The organism is Enterobacter soli (genome assembly GCF_964208575.1).
GTDB lineage: Bacteria > Pseudomonadota > Gammaproteobacteria > Enterobacterales > Enterobacteriaceae > Enterobacter > Enterobacter soli_A.
The window spans coordinates 70147-92636 of sequence record NZ_CAXOFU010000016.1 but is presented as its reverse complement, the minus strand read 5'-3'; the positions used below and the strand labels follow the sequence as shown (position 1 = coordinate 92636).

Here is a 22490-nt window from a genome sequence, read left to right as displayed (position 1 = left end):
AAAAGCCCCTTTCGGGGCTTTTTGTTTTTTCAGCGTGGGTAGCGCTGAATAAATCCGGTGAATTCGCTAAAGCAGAGCGGCTTCGAGAAAAAATACCCCTGCAGGCAGTCAATGTGATTCTCTCTCAGGTACTCAACCTGATAGCCATGCTCAACCCCTTCCGCGGTGGTGAGGATGTTCATCCGCCTGGCCATATCAATCACGCAGTCAATGAGCGGCGTAGAGGCGTTCTCTGCGATCTGGCGAACAAACATGCGGTCGATCTTGATGCTGTCGGGGCTCAGGTTGCTGATAAACGCCAGATTAGAAAAGCCGGTTCCAAAATCATCCAGCGCAATCTTGATCCCCCTGCGTTTGATGTGCGCGATTTTCTCAACGATATCGTCGTTAATATCGATGTTATCGCGCTCGGTGAACTCAAAGACCAGGGTGATCTCCAGGGCATCAAAGACCAGCGCCCAGTAATCCACAAACTGCGAAAAACTGTCGTCCACCACGTGAGCATGGCTGATATTCAGGTTGAGCTTAAACCCCGGCGGAAAAGAGGCAATGCCCTGCTGCAGGTCGTGTACTACCTGCTCAAGAAGGCTTTCCGTCAGATTGATGATAAGCCCGGTGCTTTCGGCCACCGGAATAAACACGTCCGGCGGCACAAAGCCCAGCTCGTCGTGCTGCCAGCGCGCCAGCACCTCCGCGCCGGATACGGTGTTGCTCTGCGCGCAGATCAAAGGCTGGTAGTGAGGGTGGATCTTATGCTGGCGAATGGCGCGCGCCAGCTGGGAGTAGAGGGAGTGCCGACGGGCGGTGAGCAGCCAGGTGAGGGCGGCGGCGGCCAATGGGACGAGCAAAACCATGCTTACGCCCATCGCTAACGAGACCCGGGAAAGCGCGCTGGCGCTCATGTGCCGCAGCTCCCAGACCAGCGACGAGGTCACAAGCAACGCCAGCATAAACGCAAACCCTGCTGCGAGGATCCGGTTCTTCTTTTTCCGCAGGAGGTGTTTGCGGTACATAGTCATTAAGCCTTATGCGCGTTCTGGCTGCAGATACTGCTGGTGGAAGGCCTCTTTACTGACCGGACGCGAAAACAGGAACCCCTGCCCGTACTGCACGCCGTGGCGGAGCATGGTCGAAACGTGGGTATAGTTTTCAATCCCTTCGATGATGACGTCGATATCCCACTGTTTCAGGTGTTCAAGCATCGCGAAGGTGTGTTCAAGCCTGTCGGACGCGAGACAGGCTCTGTCCAGCTTCACGTAGTCGGGCATGTAGAGCGCCAGCCGGGACTGGAGCTTCTCCAGGCAGTCGATGCCGTCCCAGGCGATATTGATCCCCGCATCGCTCAGCGCGCTCAGATTCTGGCTGACCACGTCGTCGGGCAGATCGCTGTCGGTGACCTCAAACACGATATGCCGCGGCGTGAGGGCAAAGTTCGCGAGCAGGGCTAACGCGCGGGCGGCGAAACCGGGATCCTGAAGCTGCACCCAGGAGATATTAAAGGTGAAAAGCTGCGTCACGCGGGCTTCCGGCGTCTGGCTGGCGATGTAGCGAAAAGCCTGCGCGAGGATGTAGTCGCCCATCGAGACTATTCCGCCGTTCTTTTCCAGCTCGCCGATAAAGAAGTGGGGCGGCACCACGTGGCGGCGATGGGTTCCGCGCACCAGCACTTCGCCGCCGATGCAGACGAATCGCGAGAGATCGAAAATAGGTTGAATGACAAAATCGATGCCCGCATCGAGTTTATTTTTTTCGACACACTGCACCACAAAATGTGTACTTTTTTCCATGCCCGCCTCGTAGCCAGAACCCTAAAACCTAAAACGACACAAACGCCGCCCGGCTTAAGCGGGCGGCAGAAATGAGTGCATTGCACTCAGCTGGCGATAACCTTGTTTTTTCCGCTTTTTTTCGCCTGATATAAGAGCTTGTCCGCCCGGGCAATCACTTCAGGCAGAGCGGCGCCCCCCATTCTGGACAGCCCCGCGCTGAAGGACACCTTCAGCTTGTTTTCGCGGAAGTTTCGGGTGTTCACCGTTATTCGCCACTTTTCGAGATAGCTTTGCGCTTTTTCAGGTGAAATGCCGTCAAAGAGCACGGCAAGCTCTTCGCCGCCGTAGCGGTAGAGGGTGATGTTTTCCAACCCGCGCAGGCGTAGCCCTAAGTCGGCGATGGTTTTCAGCACCACGTCGCCAACGGGATGGCCCCAGGTATCGTTAATCGTTTTGAAATCATCGATATCAATCATGGCGAGCCAGGTATTGGGCTTACCGTTGAACCGCGCGGCGTCGGCATCAAACGCGCGCCGGTTTTTCAGCCCCGTCAGGCCATCGGTGAGCGCCTCATGGGCGATTTTTTCCTGGCGCTGCTGCGAGCTGTGGATCTCTTCGAAAATCAGCTCCTCGACGGCGGCCGGCTTAACGGTTCCGGCCCGGATGCTGGTGGCGATACGCATGAAAATGGTGTTCAGCGCCGCGCGGGTGGCCCACCAGCAGAAAAACAGCACCACCAGGGTAAAGAGCATTCCCCAAAAAATGTTGATGCATTGCGCCCAGACCAGGTTGTTGAGCTCCTTTTCTTCCACCTCATGCACCACCAGCCAGGACTGCGAGGCGATCGAGCGGTAGGCGTAATAGTGTGAATCCAGAGAAAAATTACCCCGGTACTCCCGCGCCAGCTGGGCGAGCGCCTTCAGCTTTACCGGCTCAATGGGGTAGCCCGGGTTCAGCACCATTTCGCCTTCGCGGGTCATGACGAAAGTCCGGCTTTTCATGGGCGGGAACGCATTGTTCAGGATGTCGATGCTTTTATCGATATCCAGATTCAGCGCCAGCACGCCGCTGTTAGATCCGTCCGAGCTGTTAATGATGGGCAGGGAGAGGGTAATCACCTGCTCATCGTTGGCAAAAACGTCTTTGGTAATGCTGAGATGGGCTTCATCGGAGTCTTCAATGGAGATGGTGAACCAGGGCTCTTTACGGGGATCCCACCGGGCGGCACCCTCGACGTAGGGCAGGCGAATGAAATTCCCGTGATGATCGGCATGAACGATGGAGATCCCGTCCGGCATGATGCGCAGGCGCTCGATCAACCAGTTTCTTAACGAGCGATCGCGCTCGGTGGCCACGTCAAATTTATGCTGGTCGGCAGCAATACGCGCCATTTCCCTTACGCTGTTCTCATATCCGTGCAGGTATTTATCCAGCGAGGAGGCCACATTATTGATATAGAGGCGATTCTGTTTTTTATAGATATCCTCGGTTTGCGTCCATTGCGAATGGACTATCAGAACACCCAACAAAAGAAATGTTACGGCCAGTACCGCGAAACATATGTTGAGCGGTCTTCTGAAGTTGAAACTTTCGATCACAGACGACTCCGAAACTCTCAGCGTATATCACCCGAGAGGTAATCAATAATGTGTAGATGGATGAAATGTTAAAAATGAAATTAGCCAGCGCAGTAACGGTGATAATTATGCTTTTAGACAGGAAGGTGCCTTGCTAAATAATAGTCTATCGTCACCCATTTTGATTGTCAAAGTCGATCGAATAATAGTTATTGATCGCTAAAACCAATATCAGGAAATACCAGGACAAACGCCTTGTTATATCGATCAATACGTTGATATTGATTGGCGAAAACGATCTGTTAGTAAAATTGAAGATAAAAAATACATTTAAAACAGTAGATTAATGGATTTGACATGAAAGGGCGCGTTAGCGTTTAGGACGATATTTACGAAGGAAAATAAGATGGTGAAGATTCGCTGGCGAGGGAAATAGTATTTCCTGTTGATAACGGAAGTCTTATTTCCCGTCGCGGAAAATAAGGTTCACTTATTCATTTTTTAAATCGTATCCAATGAGCGTCCAGTTAACCGGATAGCCATTTTGCCACGGCAGCGGTTCGCCTTTTTTAACGTTGACGACATGTTTAATCGCCGGATGGGTCATCTGCCAGTAGCCGCTTTGCGGGCTAATACACCCGCTGTTGCGCCTGATCCCTAATGGACGGCGGGTTGATTCAGCCTGTGAAATATCCGCCGACGCGGTGATGACGGTAAGATTGCTGGTATCAATTTTCATACTCACACTTCCAATTTCATTACATTCCTTTTCTTATTTGCGACAAAATTAAAAATTAACTTAACAAATTAACATCATTATTTTCTGATTAACGCTATGTTTAATGTTTATATTGCATTGAATGTTTTCATTCGCCACAATAGCCGCCCATTTGGATGAAAGTTGAACAAAATGACGTCTCGTATTTTTAGTAGCTTGTTTTTACTGGTGTTATTTTTCAGCGGTAGCGCTTTTGCGGTGAATTGCCAGCGGGCGGTAACGCCTCTGGAAAATACCATCTGCAATAACGACAACCTGCACTGGCTGGATAGCACGCTGATCGTGGTGTATCACCAGGCGCTCCAGAATGACGGCGTGGAAGGCAGTAACAAAAAATACGACGAATGGGAAAAGCTGCTGGAGAAGTGCACCTCCGATACCTGCATCGAACGCGCTTACTATGCGGGGATCAGCGCGCTGTCTGACACCAACCGCGATTTCAAATGGGAAGGTAAATGGTGGAACATGCTGGCGCCGAATATGAGCGGCGGGGTGATCCAGTTCAGCCGTAACGCCCAGTGGAGCGCGACGCTCGACATCCGCGCCTGGGCCGGCCTGAACCGGGACGAATTTACCGCCGAAGCGCGCAGGTACTATGGAATGCTGGTGGTGGATAACGTTTCTGAAACCAGTAACTGCAAGCTGCTGATGATCCCAAAAAATGACGGCTCGTTGCAGGTCTACAGCAACTCGGACTGGGGCTGCCGGTTATCCATGCCTGCGGGGGTATTTCTGGATGGCGCTTATAAGCGCTCTGAAACCGACCCGCGCCCGAAGCCGACGCTGCTGTCGCTGGGGATATTCCCGGACGCGGCGCTGGATGACAAATTCCGTCAGCTGGTGGGCGACGACTACCAGAGCTTCGTGAACAGCGCGAACGTTTATATCTACCAGAACGATATCGATAATATCGGGGCGCGCGTGCTGTCCATGTGGGTACAGGGCGCCGCGAACAGCAGAACGGCCATCATCATGTACACGCCAAAAGGTGAAATCTGGGCGGGAAGGATCTCCCCGGCGAAAGGCGGCGGGCTGGAGCTGCACTACTACAGCACCGACGGCAGCGACCAGCGCAAAATGCCGCGCACGCTGGCCGCCTGGAAATTACGGTTCCTGGATAACTGATCCCGCTGGCGCTACGCCAGCGTTCCCACAATGGTTAAATCGCTGTCGTCCGGCACTTCGTTGTACGACAGCACGTGCAGGTTGCTGGCAAACAGTCGACCATAGCGCGAAATCAGCGGCCTGAGCTGCGGCGTGACCAGCAGCAGCGGCGGCATCCCTTTCGCTTTCATCTGCTCCTGAATCACCGGCATGGTATTTTGCAGCTGGGTCAGGATGTTCGGATCGACGGCAAAGCTGTCCAGCGCCACTTTCCCTGCCTGCTGCGACTGATTGAGCGCGGCGAGCAGAATATTCTCCAGCGCGTTATCAATGGTGTAGGCCGCCAGCTTTTGCCTGTCGCCATTGATGGCGTGGATGATTGCCCGACGCAGGGCGTAGCGCACGTCCGCGGTCAGCAGAATCGGATCCTTGGTGACCGCAGAGCTTTCCAGCAGCGTGGAGGCGATGGTCACGATATCCTTCAGCGACACCTGCTCCAGCAAAAGCTGGCGGTAAACCCGCAGCAGCAGGCTGAAGTTCAGGGCGTTGGTTAAATCCTCCGCCAGCTTAGGCGCCTGGGACGCCAGTCGGGCGTGCAGATGGGTGATGTCGTCGTAATTAAACAGCTCCGGCAGGTGCTCGCGGGCCACTTTATTAACGTGCGTGGCGACCACGCTGGCGCAGTCCACCACCTGATACCCCAGATTCAGCGCTTTCGCTTTTTGCTCCTGGTCGATCCAGACGATCGCCATGCCGTAGGCGGGATCGGTATCCAGCACGCCGTCGATTTCGCCGTACAGCTCCGCGCCCGGTATCGCCATCAATTTCTCGGCGTACACTTCGCCAAGCGCGGTGCGTATGCCGTTGATGTAGATCGCGTACTGGGCCGGTTTCAGGCGGAAGTTTTCCCGGATGCGGATTTCAGGCAGCAGCACGCCGCACTGCTCCGACACCACCTGCCTCACCCCGCGGATGCGCTGCGAGAGCGGGCTGCCTTTCGCCGTATCAATCAGCGTCACCAGCTTGTACCCCAGATTAAGCCCAATTGGCTCCACCAGCGGGATGCTTTCCCAGTTGATGCCCGGCGTCGCCTCCGGTGACAGCGCCTCGCTGATGGCGTCGAAATCCGTTTCTTCCTCCGCGGGTTTTACCACCTTGCTCTGACGCCAGGCGGCAAACAGCAGCAGCGCGGTGAAGCACAGGAAGGCGATGTGCGGCATACCCGGCACAATCGCCAGAATAAACATCACGAACGCGGCGGTGTACAGCACCTGCGGCTTCGCCAGCAGCTGGGTTTTGATCTCGTCGCTGACGTCATCGCCGTCGCTGACGCGGGTCACGATAATCGCCGCCGCGGTCGCCAGCAGCAGGGACGGGATTTGCGCGGCCAGGCCGTCACCGATGGTCAGCAGCACGTACTGCTGGAAGGCGTGGCTGGCGTCGAGATTGTATTTGAAGATACCAATACAGATCCCGCCGATAACGTTAATGACCAGCACCATGATCCCGGCGATGGCATCCCCGCGCACAAACTTCGAGGCACCGTCCATCGCGCCGTAGAAATCAGCCTCTTTGCTGACCTCTTTACGGCGGTTTCTCGCCTGGTTCTGGTTGATAAGCCCGGCGTTCAGATCGGCGTCAATCGCCATCTGTTTACCCGGCAGCGCATCCAGCGTAAAGCGGGCGGACACCTCGGAGATACGCTCGGCACCCTTGGTGACCACCACAAAGTTGATGATCATCAGGATGATAAAGACCACGAAGCCGACGACGAAATCACCGCCGATCACCACCTGGCCGAACGCCTCGATAACCTTACCCGCCGCGCCTTCACCTTCATGACCGTGCAGCAACACCACGCGGGTGGAGGCGACGTTCAGGGTGAGTCGCATCAGCGTGGTGATCAGCAGCAGCGTCGGGAAGACGGCAAAATCCAGCGGACGCTGCATGTTCACCGCGACGAGCAATACCACCACCGCCAGCACAATGTTGAAGGTAAATAGGATATCCAGCATCAGCGGCGACAGTGGCAACATCACCATCGCCAGCACGCTCAGGAGCAATATCGGAACGCCTACGTGTCCTTTACGGAGTATGGCAAGCGTCTGCTGTAACTTACTGTTCGCCATCGGCTTTTAAGACCTCTTTCGGAATGGTTATCTGCCTGTTCAGGCTGGGTTTCTGTTCAAGCTGGCCGGTGCGCCAGGATTTAAGCTGCATGACGTAGGTCAGCACATGCGCAATGGCGCGAAAAAGCTGGGCGGGAATTTGCTGATTCACGCGGGTGGTGTGATACACCGCGCGCGCCAGCGGCGGAAATTCCACGATTTCAATCTGGTGGTGCCTTGCCACGTCGCGAATGTGCAGGGCGATATCGTCCATGCCTTTGGCGACGATATAGGGCGCTTCGGCCTTTTTCGGGTCGTATTTCAGCGCCACGGCGTAGTGGGTCGGGTTGGTGATGATCACGTCCGCGTCAGGCACCGTGCGGCTGATTTGCCCCATCGCCATCTGGCGCTGAAGCTGGCGAATACGCCCCTTAATCTGAGGGTTCCCGTCGTTATTTTTGTACTCGTCTTTCACCTCCTGCTTGGTCATACGCATTTTTTTGGTGAACATGAATTTGGCGAGCGGCACGTCCAGCAGGGCGAAAATAACGATAACGGCAATGAAATAGACCAGCACGTGATGCAGAATGCCAAACCCCTGGTGGATGGCCTGGTTCAGGTTCAGGCGCTGTAGGTGCAGCAGCGGGTTCAGCGAGCTGTGAACCATGCTGTAGAGCACCGCCAGAATGATGCCGCACTTGAGCATCATTTTGCCGACATCAACATAGTGGCTGCTGGAGAACATCCGCTTTACGCCGCTGATGGGGCTCAGCTTTTTGAAGTCCGGCTTGAGCTTGGAAACGGTAAAAATCCAGCCGCCGGGGATCAGGCTCGCCACCACGCAGGCGAGGGGGATCGGTGCCAGCGTGGCGATAAAGCGGATAAGGATCCACACGTTGAGCATCATAAACTGGCTCAGGGCGCCGTTGTCGTCCAGGCGTCCGGCCATCATGGACACCGACTCAAACGACTCGCCCACCAGCTGCCGGTAGTAGGGAAAAAAGCTGCCAATGGTGATGAACGACGCCAGCAGCCCCACGGCCATCGTGAGGTCTTTGGATCGCGGTAAATCACCCTTTTCGCGCGCCTTGCGCAGCTTTTGCGCCGTGGGTTTTTCGCTTTTATCGCCACCGGAGGAGGACATCAGCGGCTCCTTACGGCTTCAAGCCTGGCGAGGATCTCGTTGGTCAGGTTGAGATAGTGATCGGGAATGTTGGTTATCATCATTGAGATACAAAGCAGGCCAAAGAGCATGCTGATGGGAAAGCCCAGTGAGAACAGGTTCAGGGTCGGGGAGACGCGGTTGAGCAGTCCAAAACCGCCCTGCACAATCATCATCACAAAGGTGGTCGGGATGGCGATAAGCGTGGCGGAGGACATGATCCACCCCAGGCTTTGCACAATCAGCAGCAGGGTCGGTTGGTTAATGGCCTGGCCGATGGGCCACCAGACAAAGCCCTTGTAGAGAATGGTGACCACCAGCAGATGCCCGTCCATAACAAAAAAGAGCAGTCCGCAGAAGGTGTAGATCATCTGGGAAATCACCGTCGTCGAGGTGCCGTTCACCGGGTCGTTCATCATCGCCATGCCGAGACCCATATTCATCGACAGTATGTGTCCCGCCGTTTGCAGGGCGACAAACACCAGCTGCATCGCCATGCCGAACAGCATTCCCCACAGCAGCTGTTCCCCGATGAGCAGCACGGTGCGCATCGACATCAGCCCGTCCGGCAGCACCTTTTCAGGCAGCATCGGCGTGATGATGACGGCCAGCGCCAGCGCCAGCACGGTTTTGATCCGTCGGCTGAAGGCGCGGTTATCCAGCACCGGACAAAAGTGCAGAAACGCCAGAATGCGAAAGAACGGGAAGACTAACGCCAGCAGCGGGTTAATCAGCGCGTGAATGTCGATACCCATCGCCCGCTAGCCCACCAGCGCCGCCGCCTGCTGGAAAATATTGACGGTGAAATCCACCAGCTGGGTAAGCATCCACTTACCGCCAATAATTAACACTGCCAGCGTCACCAGAAGGCGGGGCAGAAAGCTCAGCGTTTGTTCGTTAATTTGCGTCGTGGCCTGGAAGATACTCACGCACAGGCCGACGATCAGGCTCGGCACAATCGCAACGGCAGAGATCACCAGCACCAGCTTGATGCCGGTGGCCATGATGTCCCCGGCGATATCCATCGTCACCATGGCTATAGCCCCTGCACGCTGGAGGTCAGCGTACCGACGATCAGCGTCCAGCCGTCGCACAGCACAAACAGCATCAGCTTAAACGGCAGCGAGACAATCAGCGGTGACAGCATCATCATCCCCATCGCCATAAGGATACTGGCGACAATCAGGTCGATGACCAGGAACGGAATGTAGATCATAAAGCCTATCTGGAACGCGGTTTTCAGCTCGCTCAGCAGGTACGCCGGGGTCACAACGGTTAAGTCCTGCTCTTTCGGCTCACCGGTTACGCCCGCAATGGTCATCATCTGCGACATCGCCTTATTGCTGGTTTGCGCCAGCATGAAGTGCTTCAGCGGCACTTCGGCTTTGCCAAAGGCCTCTTTCATCGTGATTTCGTCATTCTGAAACGGCACGATGGCGTCCTGGTAGATGGTGGTCCACACCGGGCGCATCACCAGCAGGGTAAGCGCCAGGGCGATACCCGTCAGGATTTTGTTGGGCGGGCTTTGCTGGAGGCCCAGCGCCTGGCGCAAAATCGCCAGCACGATGATGAAGCGCGTAAAGCAGGTCATCATCATCAGCATCACCGGCAGCAGGCCCAGCAGGGTCATCAGGATCAGGATTTCAATTTTGACGTTGTAATCCTGACCGCCGTCGGTGGTGGCCGAGCTGAACAGCGTGATGTCGCCGTTGGCAGCCAGCAGCTGCGGGGAGAAAAGCAAACCGCCCAGCAGAAGCCAGGGCAGCGCGGTACGCAGGCGGGAGATCATGGCGTCAGCTCGCCCAGCTCTTTGCTGTTGAACTCCAGAATGCGCAGGCCGTACTTGTCGTTAAGCACCACGGCTTCCGCCTTGCCAAACAGGATGCCGTTCACCTTGATGTCCAGCGGCTCGCCCGCCATCTTGTCGAGCTCAATCACCGAGTCGTGTCCGACGTTAAGCAGATCCGCAAGCGAGACCTCAACGGAGGCCACTTCCAGCGTAAGAGTGACCGGAATGCGGCTAAACAGCGCCATTTTGCGCAGGTCGTCAATGCCGGAAGCGGACTCGGGTTCCGCCTGCAAATCGAGACGGATATTGCCCTCTACGGTCTCTTCACGCGGCATCTCGCCGAGATTAAGGTCGCCAAAATCCAGGGACTGGCTCAGGTCTTGTTGCTGATCACTCATAATGCTTCTCGATGGTTCTGTCATTAAATTCACAGAGTAATAACTTGCCGCGATCTTCAGCGATTTTGGCGTCAAAAATCTGTTCTTTACCGATATAAACCGGAATGGTTTCGTTAATCTTTACCGGGATAATGTCGCCGGGCCTGATCTTCGCGAGCTGGGCCACGGTCAGATTGAGGCTGGTCACATGGCCGTTGAACTTCAGCGGCATGCTGTAAAACAGGCGTTCAATCTGGGACTTCGTGGGCGACGTCTGCGGGCTGCCGGGCTGCCCGCGTTCGGGTGAGCGCAAGGCCGCCAGCATCAGGTCGACGTGGGCGTTATCAAAGAGCAGGGTAAAGCTGCCCTCGTCATATCCCTCAAGCGTGAAGGTGACGCACCACGCCCACTGGTTAATCACCGTGGTGTTATCGCTTTTAATCTCAATGTCCTGACCGAAAATCTCGTTATCAATCAGCAGACGGGTCAGATCCAGACCGATTTTATTTTTCAGGCGGTCTTCGGTTTTCGTGACCGGCTGATTCACATCCAGCGACTTATTACGGCTCTCTTTTCCCAGGCCGTAATAATCGTGGAGGATCTGTAAAAGTAATTCTCGCTCAATGCTGAACGCAATTGAGCCGAAGGGCGTGGTAAACAGTTGCGTATTTTTATAATTCTGGTCGATGGCAAAGCTCATCGATTTCAAAGCAACGTTAACCCGCAGTTTTTTAATAAAATAAATGCTCAGACGCGCGTCGAATATATCGAAGCTGTCATTCATTAACTTCGGCAATTTATGCCAGGGACGCCCAAGCTTGCTCACGTCGAGCTTTACCATATCGGGGAGCGCCTGACGCTGGTAGATTTTTATTCTCTGAGGAGCTGCTGACATAGGGTCTTCCGCATAACGATAGCCGTCAGCAAATTTCACCATTGAGAAGAAATTTGCACACCGGCAAAAAAATATTTAAGTTTTGTTTAACCGTGTCGCTTTGCAAGTGAGTTGGTTTACCTGTTCATAAATCCCTGGCGCGGAGGGTTTTATTAGGGATAGGAATTAGACGCTGTTTAACGCGCGTAATCAAGACGCTGAGTATTATTAATTCGTTATTTCAGGACGATTAATAACCATTAATATTTTTCATAACTCATTGAAATATATGGGTTAAGATTTTAATACCCATTAAAAACAAGACAATTCTTAACGCCTCGCTATAATGCGCGAAAGTCATGAATTCCTGTGTTATTAAAACACGCGGTTAATTCGCATTGTCCATATCGAATACTTGCCTTTATACATGCGCCAGCAATGGCGTGTCGGGCCCGTATGCGCTTCAGCTAACAATTAGCTTAAATGTTGGTGAGTTGTTATGAGTATTGTTATTGAACATGAAGTCCGTAATGAAAATGGATTTGTGGCCAGCGCGCCTGAAAGCGTAAATGTATTTTCATTAGCACGCCGTGTTGCTAAATATAATGTATCGGTACTTATTACAGGTGAGACAGGTACAGGCAAAGAGTGTGTTTCGCGTTACATCCACGAAAACGCACTGGGCAGCGATGCACCCTACGTTGGGGTGAATTGCGCCGCCATTCCTGAAAGTATGCTCGAGGCTATTTTATTCGGCTACGAAAAAGGCGCATTTACGGGGGCGGTAACCGGCGTTGCCGGTAAATTCGAACAGGCTAACGGCGGCACGCTGCTGCTGGATGAAATTGGCGATATGCCGCTGGCGCTGCAGGCGAAATTATTGCGCGTGTTGCAGGAGCAGGAAGTCGAGCGTCTGGGCAGCCATAAAAAAATCCCGCTGGATATTCGTCTGGTGGCCTCAACCAATAAAGATTTACAGCAGGAAATTGCCGAAGGGCGTTTCCGTCAGGATCTCTTTTATCGTATTTCCGTGGTGCCGATCCATATTACTCCACTGCGCGAGCGCCGCCCGGACATTATTCCGATGGCGTTACGCTTTATCGCGAAATATAAGGCGTTCCACAAAGGCAATATCCGCTTAAGCGACGACGCCCGCCGCGCGCTGCTGGCCTACGACTGGCCGGGCAACGTGCGCGAGCTGGAGAACGTTATCCAGCGCGGCATGATTTTGAGCAACGGGGAAGAGATCGCCGCGAAGGACTTCGGTCTGCCCGTCACGCCCGCGCAGCCCCCGGTTTCGGCGGTCGATCTGATGCCCGCCTACCGCGAAAACCAGGCGGCACCCGCTGCGATAGACAACGTTAAACACCACGGCCGGATGGCTGAGTATCAGTACATCATTGAGCTACTTAAGCGCCACCACGGCAATAAGTCCAAAACGGCCGCTTTCCTGGGGATCACACCGCGTGCTTTACGCTACCGACTCGCCTCCATGCGCGAGGAAGGTATCGATATCGAATGCTACTCGTAACGCACGTCAGAGAATAACGCTATGGACAAAATTACCGCCATTGGGATGCAGGCCAGCCAGCAGGCCATGCTGGACAAAATGCATAACGCGGCCGCCGTTGCCGCTTCAGGCTCGCTACAGTCGACCGCAGTGATTGCGCCGGGAAGCGCGCTTCCCGGCGTCACCGGGGCGAACCAACCCTCCTTTTCGCAGGTTCTGAATAGCGCTATCGACAACGTCGATGCCATGCAGCACGCCGCAGGAGCAAAACAACGCGCCATTGAGCTGGGTCAGAGCGACGACCTGGCCGGCGCCATGATCGAATCGCAAAAAGCCAGCGTGGCGTTTTCCGCCATGGTGCAGGTGCGTAACAAACTCACCACTGCGCTCGACGAAGTGATGAATACTCCGCTGTAAGGTTTCCCTCGTGCTGACAAAGTTAAAAGATAAGTTTTCCGCCTTGCCTCTCCCGCAAAGCCGCCTGAAACCGCAGTGGCTGATTGCGGCGGGCGCCGTGCTGCTGACGGGGGCCATCGTATTTTCCCTCTGGCGCAGCAACCAGGGCTACGTGGCGCTGTACGGTAGCCAGGAAAAGCTGCCGGTGGCGCAGGTGGTTGAGGTGCTGGGCGCCGAGTCCATCGCCTACCGCATCAACCCTGACAACGGCCAGATCCTCATCCCGGAGGACAAATTACCCCGGGCGCGCATGGCGCTGGCGGCGAAAGGCATCACCGCCGTGATGCCGGACGGCTACGAGCTGATGGACAAAGAAGAGATGCTCGGCAGCAGCCAGTTTGTGCAGAACGTCCGCTACAAGCGCAGCCTGGAAGGCGAGCTGGCGCGCAGCATTATGGCGCTGGATCCGGTTGAGAACGCCCGCGTTCACCTCGGCCTGAGCGAGTCCAGCTCCTTTGTGATGACCAACAAGCCGCAGAGCAGCGCCTCGGTCATGCTGCAGCTCAACTATGGCAAACACCTGGACGAACAGCAGGTGGCGGCCATCGTCCAGCTGGTGGCGGGTAGCGTGCCGGGTATGGATGCGGCCAGCGTGCGGGTGGTGGATCAGGCCGGGAATTTGCTGTCGGACAACGGGCAGCAGAACGGCATCAACATGGCGAGCATCCGTCAGGGACGCGACGTCATCGAGCGCATCAAGCATGAAACCATCAACAACATTGCCGGGCTGCTGACGCCGCTCTTTGGCAGCGAGAATTTCCGCATTAGCGTCACGCCAAGCGTGGACATGAGCAGCGTGGAAGAGACCCAGGAGCGCCTGGGCAAAGAGCCGCAAATCAGCGATGAAAATATCTCGCGGGAAAATACCACCAACGAACTGGCGATCGGGATCCCCGGCTCCCTGAGCAACCGTCCCGTCAACCAGCCCGCGCAGCCGGTGACCCCGCCGATGGCGGCGAACCAGGCGACGACCCAGACGCAAACCAGCAATCCGTCTTCGCTCTCCAGCCGCAGCCAGGAGCAGCGTAAATACGCCTTCGATCGCGATATCCGCCATATCCGCCATCCGGGCTACAAGCTCGAAAAACTGCGCGTGGCGGTAGCGTTGAACCAGGCCGCGCCGATGCTGGCCAGCATGACCCCCGAGCAGCTCACCGCCCTGACCCGTCTGGTGGAAGATGCCGCCGGGATCGAAAAAGCGCGCGGCGACTCGCTGACCCTCGACAGGCTGGCCTTTGTTGAAAGAACGGTGGACGGCCTGCCGGAGCTGAAGTGGTGGCAAGACCCGAATATTCAGTACTGGGGGCAAAACGGCGGCATCGGCATGCTGATTCTGCTCACCCTGCTGTTCGGTCTGCGCCCGCTGGCCCAGCGCTACGGTCGTCGCGATCCGGTGGAGCTTGTCGCCCTGGAGGATAACGACGCGGCAGAGAGCAATCTGGTCACCACCGAAGCCGGCCTGACCGGGCTGCCGGGGCCTGGATTCAATCAGGATACCGAGCTGCCGCCGCAAAGTTCCGGCCTGGAAACCAAGGTGGAATACCTGCAAATGCTGGCCGAAAACGAAACTGAACGTATGGCCGAAGTACTGAAACAATGGATCAACAGCAATGAGCGAACTGACAGCAAATCATAGCGGTAAAGGTAACGTGAAAACGGGGCGCAGCCGGCTGGAGCAGGCAGCCATTCTGTTGCTCAGCGTCGGCGAAGAGGCCGCGGCGAAAGTGATGCAGAAGATGAACCGCGACGAGGTGATCCTGCTCAGCGACACCATGGCGCGTCTGCACGGCGTGAAGGTTGACCAGGCGCGCCACGCGATGAACAACTTCTTCGACGATTACCGCGAGCAGAGCGGGATCAACGGCGCGTCGCGCAGCTACCTTCGCGGCATTCTGGAGAAAGCGCTGGGGGGCGAAATCGCCAGCAGCGTGATTAACGGTATCTACGGGGACGAAATCCGCCACCGCATGGCGCGCCTGCAGTGGGTGGACGTGCCGCAGCTGGCGGCCCTGATCGAGCAGGAGCACCTCCAGCTTCAGGCCGTGTTCCTCGCCTTCCTGCCGCCCGACGTGGCCGCGGGCGTGCTCAGCGCGCTCTCCCAGGAGCGGCAGGACGAGATCGTCTGGCGCATCGCGCGTCTGGATGACGTTAACCGCGACGTGATTGATGAACTGGACCGCCTGATTGAGCGCGGCGTGGCGGTGCTGTCCGAGCACGGCTCGAAGGTGGTCGGCATTAAGCATGCCGCCAACATCGTTAACCGTATTCCGGGCAACCAGCAGCAGCTGCTGGAGCAGCTTCGCGAGCGCGATGCGGACGTGGTGGACGAGCTGGAACAAGAGATGTACGAATTCTTCATCCTCAGCCGTCAGACGCCTGCCACCCTGCAGCGTCTGATGGAGGAAATCTCCATCGAAGAGTGGGCGATTGCGCTTAAGGGCACCGAGCCGGTGCTGCGCCAGGCTATCTTCAACGTCATGCCAAAACGTCAGGTGACCCTGCTGCAATCCACCACCACGCGCCTCGGCCCTGTGCCGGTGAGCCGCATTGAGCACGTGCGCAAAGAGATTATGGCGACGGTGCGTCAGCTGGCGGAGGAGGGCGAAATTCAGGTTCAGCTCTTTGCCGAGCAGACCATGGAGTAACCCATGTACAAAAAACAGAGCTTACCCTTAAGCGCGCTGACCTCCAGCCGTCAGGCGGTCATCAAACCCCGCCTGCATAAGTTCCCGCCGCTGCGCAAGCGCCATCAGGCGCAGCATCGGCCGGATGAACAGCATCCGGTGATGGACGACGCGGCGCTACAGGCGCAGTTTCAGCAGGGCTTTCAGGACGGGCTGAACAGCGGTTTTGCGCAGGGGCTGGAAGAGGGCAAAAGCGAAGGCTACCAGGAAGGGCTGCGGCTCGGCTTTGACGAGGGCGTGCGCAAAGGGCGCTCCGAGGGCAAAGTGCAGGCGCGCCAGCAGTTTCTGGAAGCCGCGCATCCGCTGGACAGCATTATCGCGTCGATGGAAACCTTCATGGCGAACTACGAGCAGCGCCGCCGCGAAGAGCTTTTACAGCTGGTTGAGAAGGTCACCCGCCAGGTGATCCGCTGCGAGCTTACCCTGCATCCAACGCAGATCCTGACCCTGGTGGAAGAGGCGCTCAGCGCGCTGCCGCAGCAGCCGGAGCAGGTTAAAGTGATGCTGAACAGCGATGAACACCGCCGCATTAGCGAAGCGGAGCCGGAAAAGGTGTCGCTCTGGGGGCTGACCGCCGATCCGGATCTTCCGCCCGGCGAGTGCCGCGTGATCACCAACACCACCGAAATGGACGTGGGCTGTCAGCACCGGCTCGATCAGTGTATGGACGCGCTAAAAGCGAACCTTCTGCCGGAATCTCACGATGAGTGATACCGATTTCGAGCAGGTCTTACGCTCGCTGGAAAACATTAACCTCGCGCGGGTGGCGGGCCGACTGGTGCGCGTGACGGGGATTCTGCTGGAGTGCGTGGGCTGTCGCCTGGCCGTGGGGCAGCTTTGCCAGGTCGAAGGGGGCGAGGGCGAACTGATTGAGGCCCAGGTCGTGGGGTTCGATCGCGATGTGACCTTTTTAATGCCCTTCAAGCAGCCTGCCGGACTGATGGCGGGGGCGCGCGTTTTCCCGGTAGATAAGCAGAGCGGCGTGCTGATTGGCGACCAGTGGCTGGGCCGCGTGGTGAACGGGCTGGGTGAGCCGATTGACGATAAAGGCAAGCTCAGCGGCGACACGGTGCTGCCGCAGCAGCTGCCGCAGGTTCACCCACTCAAGCGCCAGCCCGTTGAAGCGCCGCTCGACGTTGGCGTCAGGGCGATTAACGGCCTGCTCACCATCGGCAAAGGCCAGCGCGTGGGGCTGATGGCGGGAAGCGGCGTGGGGAAAAGCGTGCTGCTCGGCATGATCACCCGCTACACCCAGGCCGAAGTGGTGGTGGTGGGGCTGATCGGCGAGCGCGGGCGCGAAGTGAAAGAGTTTATCGACCATTCGCTGGGCGAGGCCGGACGCCGCAAATCGGTGATTGTCGCCGCCCCGGCGGATGAATCGCCGCTGATGCGCATTAAGGCGACGGAGCTTTGCCACACCATCGCCAGCTACTACCGCGACAAAGGCAAAGACGTGCTGCTGCTGGTGGACTCGCTGACGCGTTACGCCATGGCGCAGCGTGAAATCGCCCTGTCGCTGGGTGAACCGCCCGCCACCAAAGGCTATCCGCCCTCGGCGTTTGGGCTGATCCCTAAGCTTGTGGAGAGCGCGGGCAACAGCGAAAGCTGCGGCTCGATGACCGCCATTTATACCGTGCTGGCAGAGGGCGACGACCAGCAGGATCCGATCGTGGACTGCGCCCGTGCGGTGCTGGACGGGCATATCGTCCTGTCGCGCCACCTGGCGGAGGCCGGGCACTATCCGGCCATCGATATCGGGCAGTCCATCAGCCGCTGCATGAGCCAGGTGACCCAGCGCGACCATCAGCGCTCTGCCCGCACCCTTAAGCAGCTCTATGCGGAATATCAAAGCATTAAGCCGCTGATCCCGCTGGGAGGCTACGTGGCGGGTGCCGATCCGCTCGCGGACAAGGCGGTCAACCTCTCTCCGGCGATAACCCGCTTTTTGCAGCAGGAAGTGCAGGACGCGGCGCCCCTCGATAAGACCATTGCCGATCTGAACGTACTGGCTCAGGCAGGATGATGAACCATGAAAAAAATCATTACCACGCTCGAACAACTTCACCAGATGCGCAACCGCGCGGTAACGGATCTCAGCGCCCGGCTGGCTTCCCAGCAGCAGCTGTGCCAGCGGCTGGAAAAGAATATCCACGCCCTGAGCAGCCTGGTTACCGGCCCGGCGGAGACCTTTTCCGGCGGCGCGACCCTGCTCTGCAATCAGTCGGTCTATAAGCGCCAGATCCAGCGCGTGATCGACTGGCAAAAGCAGGAGCAGGCGCTGGCGAACGTCGAGGCGCAGAAGCTGCGGGGAAACCTGCTGGCGGAGTCCCGCAAGGAGAAAAGCCTGGAGCTGGTGCTGGCGGAGCGCCGGGACGCGCAGCGCCTGGCGAACGAGCGTCGCGATCAAAAAAATACGGATGCGATGTCGGCCCAGTGCTGGCTTCGCCAGCAGCAGGCCCAGCGGCAGCGATAAGACCATGACGAATCTGATGCAGACCCTGCTGAAGCGCCAGCAGCAGAAAAAAGCGCACGCCACGCCGTTTGTCAGCGTGGTGTGCCCCACCTGGAACCGCCGGGCGTTTTTGCCCTATCTGCTCTACATCTTCCAGTATCAGGACTATCCGGCCGACAAGCGCGAGCTGATCATTCTGGATGACTCTGAAACCAGCAACGAAGACGTGATCGCGATGATGGTCGATCCGGCGGTGTGTACGGTGCGCTACGTCCACAGCCCGGAGCGTCTGGATCTGGGCAAAAAGCGCAACATGCTCAACGAGATGGCGAAGGGGGAGTACATCATCTGCTTCGATGATGACGATTACTATTCGCCGAATAAAATCAGTATGCAGGTGGCGGCGATGCAGGAAAGCAACGCCCTGTTTTCCGGCAGCGATACCATTTATATCTGGTACAGCCATCTCGATAAAATCTACCAGACCCACGCCTTCGGTGAACGCCACGCGCTGAACGGCACGTTCGGCTACCATCGCAACTTCCTCAAAAACCATCGCTATGAAGACGCGGCGACGCTGGCCGAGGAGCAGGCGTTTCTGAATAACTTTACCGCGCCCGTCCGCCAGATCGATCCCCGTCAGGCGATCCTCTGTATCTCCCACAGCGCCAATACCTACGATAAAGATTTCGTGCTCGGCTCCTCTACTCCCGTCGATCTGACGCTGGAGGATTTCGTGAGCGACCGTAGCCTGCTGAACCACTACCGCCGCCTGAGCCAGGCGCCGCTGAGCACCTCCGTTGAGTGGCAGGCGTTTGACAAGGTGGCGGTGCTTTACGACCCGCACCACGCCGACGCGCTCAGCGCGCAGATGCAGGCGCTGACGGCGCTGGGTATGCGCCAGGAACAGCTGGTGCCCTGTGCGGTCGACCCGCAGCACGGCGAGCTTGAACGCCACTGCCGGGTGCTGGAGCAGGCGCAGCGCGAGCGGTGGAAAAGCGTGCTGCTGCTGGACGCGTCGGTGAAGTATGTGCGCAAAGAGATCTCCCTCAAAACCGTCAACCGGCTGCTGACCCGCCTGCCGCATATCGACTGGCAGGTGGTTCTGCTGGGCGCGCGTTACAACAGCATCGCTCCTCTTAACTCGCTGCCCGGCGTGGTGCGCGTGCTGGACGGGGGATGCGGCTGCGCCTACGCGGTGAACGGGGCCTATATTCCCACGCTGCTGGAACACTACCGCCAGGCGCAAAGCCTTGACGCCTGCTGGCCCGCGCAAATGCAGGCCCACTGCTGGCTGGGCCTGCAGCCGAGCTTCGCCTTTTTACCCGAGATACAAGACCCCGCCAGTGGCAAAGCCATCGATTGCACCCACTGGTTTTTCCGTAAAAATTTTCAACGATGAACGCCGCCACTGCAGCGGCTGGAGCAGGTGTATGGAAATGATTGAACATTATCAACCTGAATACGTGATGCGCTTTAACGCGCGTGAAGAGGCCTGTGACTGCCCCGCCTGCCAGGAGGCGTCGGACGGCTGGCCGAAAACCCAGGCGACCCTCGGCAATCAGCAGCGCGACAGCCTGAACGCCGCCTGCGCCAGCGCGGCGCGCGAAATTCTGCTCAACCCGCAGGCGTTTGTGCTGCACGCCGGGGAAGCGGAGTCGGCCGCCGGGCGCGGAGCCGACCTGTGGAACGAAACCCTGAACCAGCAGTGCATCAATATGGCGGTTCATCCGGCGCTGACCCTGCAAAGCAGCCTGTATGCCATCGGCGTGTTGCTCAGCAAAGCCCAGCGCTACGTGGATGAAAAGCAGTGCGAGCCTCAGGAGCTTGTCACTATGGGCGAACAGCTTTCACTGCTCGCCGAGGGCGGGGTGCTGAACGAACAGTTCACCATGCTGCCGCCGATCGAAGTGAACCGCGTGGAGGCCCTGGGCGAGATGGGGGCGATGCGCCTGAATCTGAACCTGCCGCCGATGCAGAAGATGATGTTCATGCTCAAACTCAGCGAACTGGCGGTGATGGAGCCTGCAAGACTCCAGGATCGCCTGCGCGAGCTGGAGGCGAAACCCATCCTGCTACTGGAGGAACAGCCGCACATCCTGCGCAATCTGCTGATCTACCGCCTGTACGGCGAGTTCTTCCCCGGCAGCGCCTTTGCCCACTACGGTGAAGCGCTGAAGTCCCTCACGCGTCAGTTCTTCCAGCTGAAAATGCTGTGCGCGATGTGGCTGGAGGATAACGCGGCGCTGAGGGAGGACGATTTTATCAGCCTGTTCAGCGCGTGGTATGGCTGGCAGCAGCAGGCGGTACAGGGGGATCGTCGGGAGGATACCGCCGACTACACCCTGCTGTGCGGACTGTCGTTAATCTGACGAAAGGCGGCCCGGGCCGCCTTTTTTAATATCTAGCGTATCTTGATGGTTTCGATAATGGACGTGGTGGAAATGGTGGGCGTTCGGGTGAGATAAACCACCTCGCACAGCGGGGCAAGGTGGTCAAACTTTCCTCTCCAGTCATCGCCCATCACCAGCGTCTGCGCGTTGAACTGCCGGATATAGTCGGCCTTAAGCTCCAGCGACTCTTCGACGAAAACCTCATCCACGCACCGTAACGCCTCAATTATTTCCATGCGCTCATTCTGAAGATAGACCGGGAGGCGCGCCTTTTTCTTCATATTCAGCGCGTCTGAGGAGATGCCGACAACCAGCCGGTCTCCCAGCATTTTAGCGCGCCGCAATATATTGAGATGGCCGACGTGAAAGACGTCAAACGTGCCAAAGGTAATTATCGTTTTCATTATTTTTTCTGCTATCAGAATCAGGCCGACAGTGCCGACGTTGCCTCATCAATAATATCCGCGGCGCGTTTACCGGCGTTCCCGTCGTTAAAGGCATCGCAATATTCCGTTCTGATGTAATCCAGTTCAGCGGCCTTTTCATGCCACGGGTATTCTCCGGAAAGGAACAGGCGAAGATCGGCCATATCCCGCGCGTCAGGAAGGAGTTTTCGGATCTGCTGCTCGGGGCTTTCAAGGGTGCTGAACGACCGGTTTTTTATCAGCAGATCGTCCATCGCGTCCCAGCGCAGCAAAATAACGCGCTTTTCCGCATTAATCGCATCGAAAATAAAACCGCTGTTGTCGCTTATTACGTAGTCAGCGCGGTCAAGAAGCGCGAAGGTTGACGCATTATCCGTAACGATATTCTTTAAATGGCGTCGGGCGGCTTTCAGGCCTGGCTGCTCTTCTTTTCTGTACAGCGTGCCGTGATGTAACTTGCAGATAATGTTGTATTCGTTGCTCAGCCGACCGAGCTTTTCTGCCCAGTGGGGCAAAGAGCTTAGCTCGCCGTAGGTGGGGGCATAGAGCAGGGTCGGTTTTTCCGGGTCGAGCGCGATGTGGGACGGTAATTCACGCGGCCAGGTTTTGCTGTGCCAGGCGTCGAAGCGAGGGTTTCCCACCACCTTAACGCGCGAAGCCAGGTTCAGCGCGTTTGCCGTGTAATGGCTGTAGCACAAAATGTAATCGTATTTCGTATTCCACGCCGCATGGTTCCATTCATTTTTCGCCAGACCGTAGACCGTGCGGACATGAATAGAGGCAATCTTCTCAGCGTAGGGAAGGTAGTAGGGCGTCACCAGGCAGCTATACACTTTTCCATGTTTGACGACGGAAGACAGCAGCATAAAGCGCAGCCCAGGAACGTTAACCGTTCCCAGGAAATCCATCATATTGTTGACATATTCCGCTTCAATGACGTCATTGATAATGATGTCGCACGGAATATCTCGGTGAAGAAGTGAAGTGATAATGTTGATATAAACTTCGTAGTGAAAAGAGGTCTCCATTAGG

23 protein-coding genes are annotated in these 22490 nt (G+C 56.9%); 10 read left to right on the top strand and 13 right to left on the bottom strand.

Features of this window, described 5'->3' with window-relative positions; genetic code table 11:
• Positions 1-29: 29 nt before the first annotated feature.
• The 4 genes from AB6V08_RS16550 to AB6V08_RS16535 form a co-directional block, all read right to left on the bottom strand.
• Positions 30-950 carry an EAL domain-containing protein gene (locus tag AB6V08_RS16550; protein ID WP_368543916.1) on the bottom strand — a complete coding sequence of 307 codons (921 nt, stop codon included), beginning with the start codon at positions 948-950 and terminating at the stop codon, positions 30-32.
• 75 nt (positions 951-1025) lie between these two features.
• Positions 1026-1787: an EAL domain-containing protein gene (locus tag AB6V08_RS16545; protein ID WP_368543915.1), complete on the bottom strand. Its 762-nt coding sequence runs from the start codon at positions 1785-1787 to the stop codon at positions 1026-1028.
• Between the two features lie 86 nt (positions 1788-1873).
• Complete coding sequence (locus AB6V08_RS16540) at positions 1874-3160, bottom strand: diguanylate cyclase (RefSeq protein ID WP_368543914.1); 1287 nt, start codon at positions 3158-3160, stop codon at positions 1874-1876.
• Between the two features lie 676 nt (positions 3161-3836).
• Entirely contained in the window at positions 3837-4085 is a 249-nt protein-coding gene (locus AB6V08_RS16535) for a hypothetical protein (protein ID WP_368543913.1), read from the bottom strand.
• 162 nt (positions 4086-4247) lie between these two features.
• Here AB6V08_RS16535 and AB6V08_RS16530 point away from each other — a divergent pair, with 162 nt between their 5' ends.
• Positions 4248-5249: a lysozyme inhibitor LprI family protein gene (locus AB6V08_RS16530; RefSeq protein ID WP_439649891.1), complete on the top strand. Its 1002-nt coding sequence runs from the start codon at positions 4248-4250 to the stop codon at positions 5247-5249.
• Between the two features lie 11 nt (positions 5250-5260).
• Here the strand turns inward: AB6V08_RS16530 and AB6V08_RS16525 are convergent, their stop codons facing one another.
• The 7 genes from AB6V08_RS16525 to AB6V08_RS16495 are packed head-to-tail and all read right to left on the bottom strand — an operon-like array spanning position 5261 to position 11559.
• Positions 5261-7357, bottom strand: a complete 2097-nt coding sequence (locus AB6V08_RS16525; protein WP_368543911.1) for a flagellar biosynthesis protein FlhA — start codon at positions 7355-7357, stop codon at positions 5261-5263.
• Positions 7344-8480 carry a flagellar biosynthesis protein FlhB gene (flhB, locus tag AB6V08_RS16520; RefSeq protein ID WP_368543910.1) on the bottom strand — a complete coding sequence of 379 codons (1137 nt, stop codon included), beginning with the start codon at positions 8478-8480 and terminating at the stop codon, positions 7344-7346. The genes AB6V08_RS16525 and flhB overlap by 14 nt, the downstream gene beginning before the upstream one ends.
• Positions 8480-9253 carry a flagellar biosynthetic protein FliR gene (fliR, locus tag AB6V08_RS16515; RefSeq protein ID WP_368543909.1) on the bottom strand — a complete coding sequence of 258 codons (774 nt, stop codon included), beginning with the start codon at positions 9251-9253 and terminating at the stop codon, positions 8480-8482. Before fliR ends, flhB begins: the two co-directional genes overlap by 1 nt.
• Positions 9254-9259: 6 nt before the next feature.
• Positions 9260-9532, bottom strand: coding sequence for a flagellar biosynthesis protein FliQ (gene fliQ, locus AB6V08_RS16510; RefSeq protein WP_095442794.1), 273 nt, complete (start codon positions 9530-9532; stop codon positions 9260-9262).
• Between the two features lie 2 nt (positions 9533-9534).
• Positions 9535-10287: a flagellar type III secretion system pore protein FliP gene (gene fliP / locus AB6V08_RS16505; RefSeq protein WP_368543908.1), complete on the bottom strand. Its 753-nt coding sequence runs from the start codon at positions 10285-10287 to the stop codon at positions 9535-9537.
• Positions 10284-10685: a FliM/FliN family flagellar motor switch protein gene (locus tag AB6V08_RS16500; protein ID WP_368543907.1), complete on the bottom strand. Its 402-nt coding sequence runs from the start codon at positions 10683-10685 to the stop codon at positions 10284-10286. Before AB6V08_RS16500 ends, fliP begins: the two co-directional genes overlap by 4 nt.
• On the bottom strand, positions 10678-11559 hold the full coding sequence (locus tag AB6V08_RS16495; RefSeq protein ID WP_368543906.1) for a FliM/FliN family flagellar motor switch protein: 882 nt from the start codon (positions 11557-11559) through the stop codon (positions 10678-10680). The genes AB6V08_RS16500 and AB6V08_RS16495 overlap by 8 nt, the downstream gene beginning before the upstream one ends.
• A gap of 478 nt (positions 11560-12037) precedes the next feature.
• Between AB6V08_RS16495 and AB6V08_RS16490 the strand changes: the two genes are divergently transcribed.
• The 9 genes from AB6V08_RS16490 to AB6V08_RS16450 are packed head-to-tail and all read left to right on the top strand — an operon-like array spanning position 12038 to position 21012.
• Positions 12038-13069 carry a sigma-54 interaction domain-containing protein gene (locus tag AB6V08_RS16490; protein ID WP_368543905.1) on the top strand — a complete coding sequence of 344 codons (1032 nt, stop codon included), beginning with the start codon at positions 12038-12040 and terminating at the stop codon, positions 13067-13069.
• A gap of 21 nt (positions 13070-13090) precedes the next feature.
• On the top strand, positions 13091-13465 hold the full coding sequence (gene fliE / locus AB6V08_RS16485) for a flagellar hook-basal body complex protein FliE (RefSeq protein ID WP_368543904.1): 375 nt from the start codon (positions 13091-13093) through the stop codon (positions 13463-13465).
• Positions 13466-13475: 10 nt separating this feature from the next.
• Positions 13476-15140 carry a flagellar basal-body MS-ring/collar protein FliF gene (gene fliF, locus AB6V08_RS16480; RefSeq protein WP_368543903.1) on the top strand — a complete coding sequence of 555 codons (1665 nt, stop codon included), beginning with the start codon at positions 13476-13478 and terminating at the stop codon, positions 15138-15140.
• Positions 15115-16149, top strand: coding sequence for a flagellar motor switch protein FliG (locus AB6V08_RS16475; protein ID WP_368543902.1), 1035 nt, complete (start codon positions 15115-15117; stop codon positions 16147-16149). The genes fliF and AB6V08_RS16475 overlap by 26 nt, the downstream gene beginning before the upstream one ends.
• Before the next feature lie 3 nt (positions 16150-16152).
• Positions 16153-16899, top strand: a complete 747-nt coding sequence (gene fliH / locus AB6V08_RS16470) for a flagellar assembly protein FliH (RefSeq protein ID WP_368543901.1) — start codon at positions 16153-16155, stop codon at positions 16897-16899.
• The gene (gene fliI / locus AB6V08_RS16465) at positions 16892-18211 is read left to right on the top strand and encodes a flagellar protein export ATPase FliI (RefSeq protein WP_368543900.1); all 1320 of its coding nucleotides are present in this window, start codon (positions 16892-16894) and stop codon (positions 18209-18211) included. Before fliH ends, fliI begins: the two co-directional genes overlap by 8 nt.
• 6 nt (positions 18212-18217) lie before the next feature.
• A complete protein-coding gene (gene fliJ, locus AB6V08_RS16460) occupies positions 18218-18661 on the top strand; it encodes a flagellar export protein FliJ (RefSeq protein ID WP_368543899.1) in 444 nt (147 codons plus the stop codon).
• A gap of 4 nt (positions 18662-18665) precedes the next feature.
• A complete protein-coding gene (locus tag AB6V08_RS16455) occupies positions 18666-20042 on the top strand; it encodes a glycosyltransferase family 2 protein (protein ID WP_368543898.1) in 1377 nt (458 codons plus the stop codon).
• Between the two features lie 31 nt (positions 20043-20073).
• Positions 20074-21012 (top strand): hypothetical protein, encoded by a 939-nt coding sequence (locus AB6V08_RS16450; RefSeq protein WP_368543897.1) that lies wholly within the window; start codon positions 20074-20076, stop codon positions 21010-21012.
• Positions 21013-21044: 32 nt separating this feature from the next.
• Here the strand turns inward: AB6V08_RS16450 and AB6V08_RS16445 are convergent, their stop codons facing one another.
• On the bottom strand, positions 21045-21437 hold the full coding sequence (locus AB6V08_RS16445; protein WP_368543896.1) for an adenylyltransferase/cytidyltransferase family protein: 393 nt from the start codon (positions 21435-21437) through the stop codon (positions 21045-21047).
• Positions 21438-21457: 20 nt separating this feature from the next.
• Positions 21458-22486 carry a CDP-glycerol glycerophosphotransferase family protein gene (locus AB6V08_RS16440; protein ID WP_368543895.1) on the bottom strand — a complete coding sequence of 343 codons (1029 nt, stop codon included), beginning with the start codon at positions 22484-22486 and terminating at the stop codon, positions 21458-21460.
• Positions 22487-22490: the final 4 nt, after the last annotated feature.

Bases quoted from the DNA above. Each gene is read 5' to 3' on its own strand.
- AB6V08_RS16550 (WP_368543916.1), bottom strand. From the start codon at position 950: ATGCTGGCGTTGCTTGTGACCTCGTCGCTGGTCTGGGAGCTGCGGCAC.
- AB6V08_RS16545 (WP_368543915.1), bottom strand. From the start codon at position 1,787: ATGGAAAAAAGTACACATTTTGTGGTGCAGTGTGTCGAAAAAAATAAA.
- AB6V08_RS16540 (WP_368543914.1), bottom strand. From the start codon at position 3,160: ATGGCGCGTATTGCTGCCGACCAGCATAAATTTGACGTGGCCACCGAG.
- AB6V08_RS16535 (WP_368543913.1), bottom strand. From the start codon at position 4,085: ATGAAAATTGATACCAGCAATCTTACCGTCATCACCGCGTCGGCGGAT.
- AB6V08_RS16525 (WP_368543911.1), bottom strand. From the start codon at position 7,357: ATGGCGAACAGTAAGTTACAGCAGACGCTTGCCATACTCCGTAAAGGA.
- flhB (WP_368543910.1), bottom strand. From the start codon at position 8,480: ATGTCCTCCTCCGGTGGCGATAAAAGCGAAAAACCCACGGCGCAAAAG.
- fliR (WP_368543909.1), bottom strand. From the start codon at position 9,253: ATGGGTATCGACATTCACGCGCTGATTAACCCGCTGCTGGCGTTAGTC.
- fliQ (WP_095442794.1), bottom strand. From the start codon at position 9,532: ATGGTGACGATGGATATCGCCGGGGACATCATGGCCACCGGCATCAAG.
- fliP (WP_368543908.1), bottom strand. From the start codon at position 10,287: ATGATCTCCCGCCTGCGTACCGCGCTGCCCTGGCTTCTGCTGGGCGGT.
- AB6V08_RS16500 (WP_368543907.1), bottom strand. From the start codon at position 10,685: ATGAGTGATCAGCAACAAGACCTGAGCCAGTCCCTGGATTTTGGCGAC.
- AB6V08_RS16495 (WP_368543906.1), bottom strand. From the start codon at position 11,559: ATGTCAGCAGCTCCTCAGAGAATAAAAATCTACCAGCGTCAGGCGCTC.
- AB6V08_RS16490 (WP_368543905.1), top strand. From the start codon at position 12,038: ATGAGTATTGTTATTGAACATGAAGTCCGTAATGAAAATGGATTTGTG.
- fliE (WP_368543904.1), top strand. From the start codon at position 13,091: ATGGACAAAATTACCGCCATTGGGATGCAGGCCAGCCAGCAGGCCATG.
- AB6V08_RS16475 (WP_368543902.1), top strand. From the start codon at position 15,115: ATGAGCGAACTGACAGCAAATCATAGCGGTAAAGGTAACGTGAAAACG.
- fliH (WP_368543901.1), top strand. From the start codon at position 16,153: ATGTACAAAAAACAGAGCTTACCCTTAAGCGCGCTGACCTCCAGCCGT.
- fliI (WP_368543900.1), top strand. From the start codon at position 16,892: ATGAGTGATACCGATTTCGAGCAGGTCTTACGCTCGCTGGAAAACATT.
- fliJ (WP_368543899.1), top strand. From the start codon at position 18,218: ATGAAAAAAATCATTACCACGCTCGAACAACTTCACCAGATGCGCAAC.
- AB6V08_RS16455 (WP_368543898.1), top strand. From the start codon at position 18,666: ATGACGAATCTGATGCAGACCCTGCTGAAGCGCCAGCAGCAGAAAAAA.
- AB6V08_RS16450 (WP_368543897.1), top strand. From the start codon at position 20,074: ATGGAAATGATTGAACATTATCAACCTGAATACGTGATGCGCTTTAAC.
- AB6V08_RS16445 (WP_368543896.1), bottom strand. From the start codon at position 21,437: ATGAAAACGATAATTACCTTTGGCACGTTTGACGTCTTTCACGTCGGC.
- AB6V08_RS16440 (WP_368543895.1), bottom strand. From the start codon at position 22,486: ATGGAGACCTCTTTTCACTACGAAGTTTATATCAACATTATCACTTCA.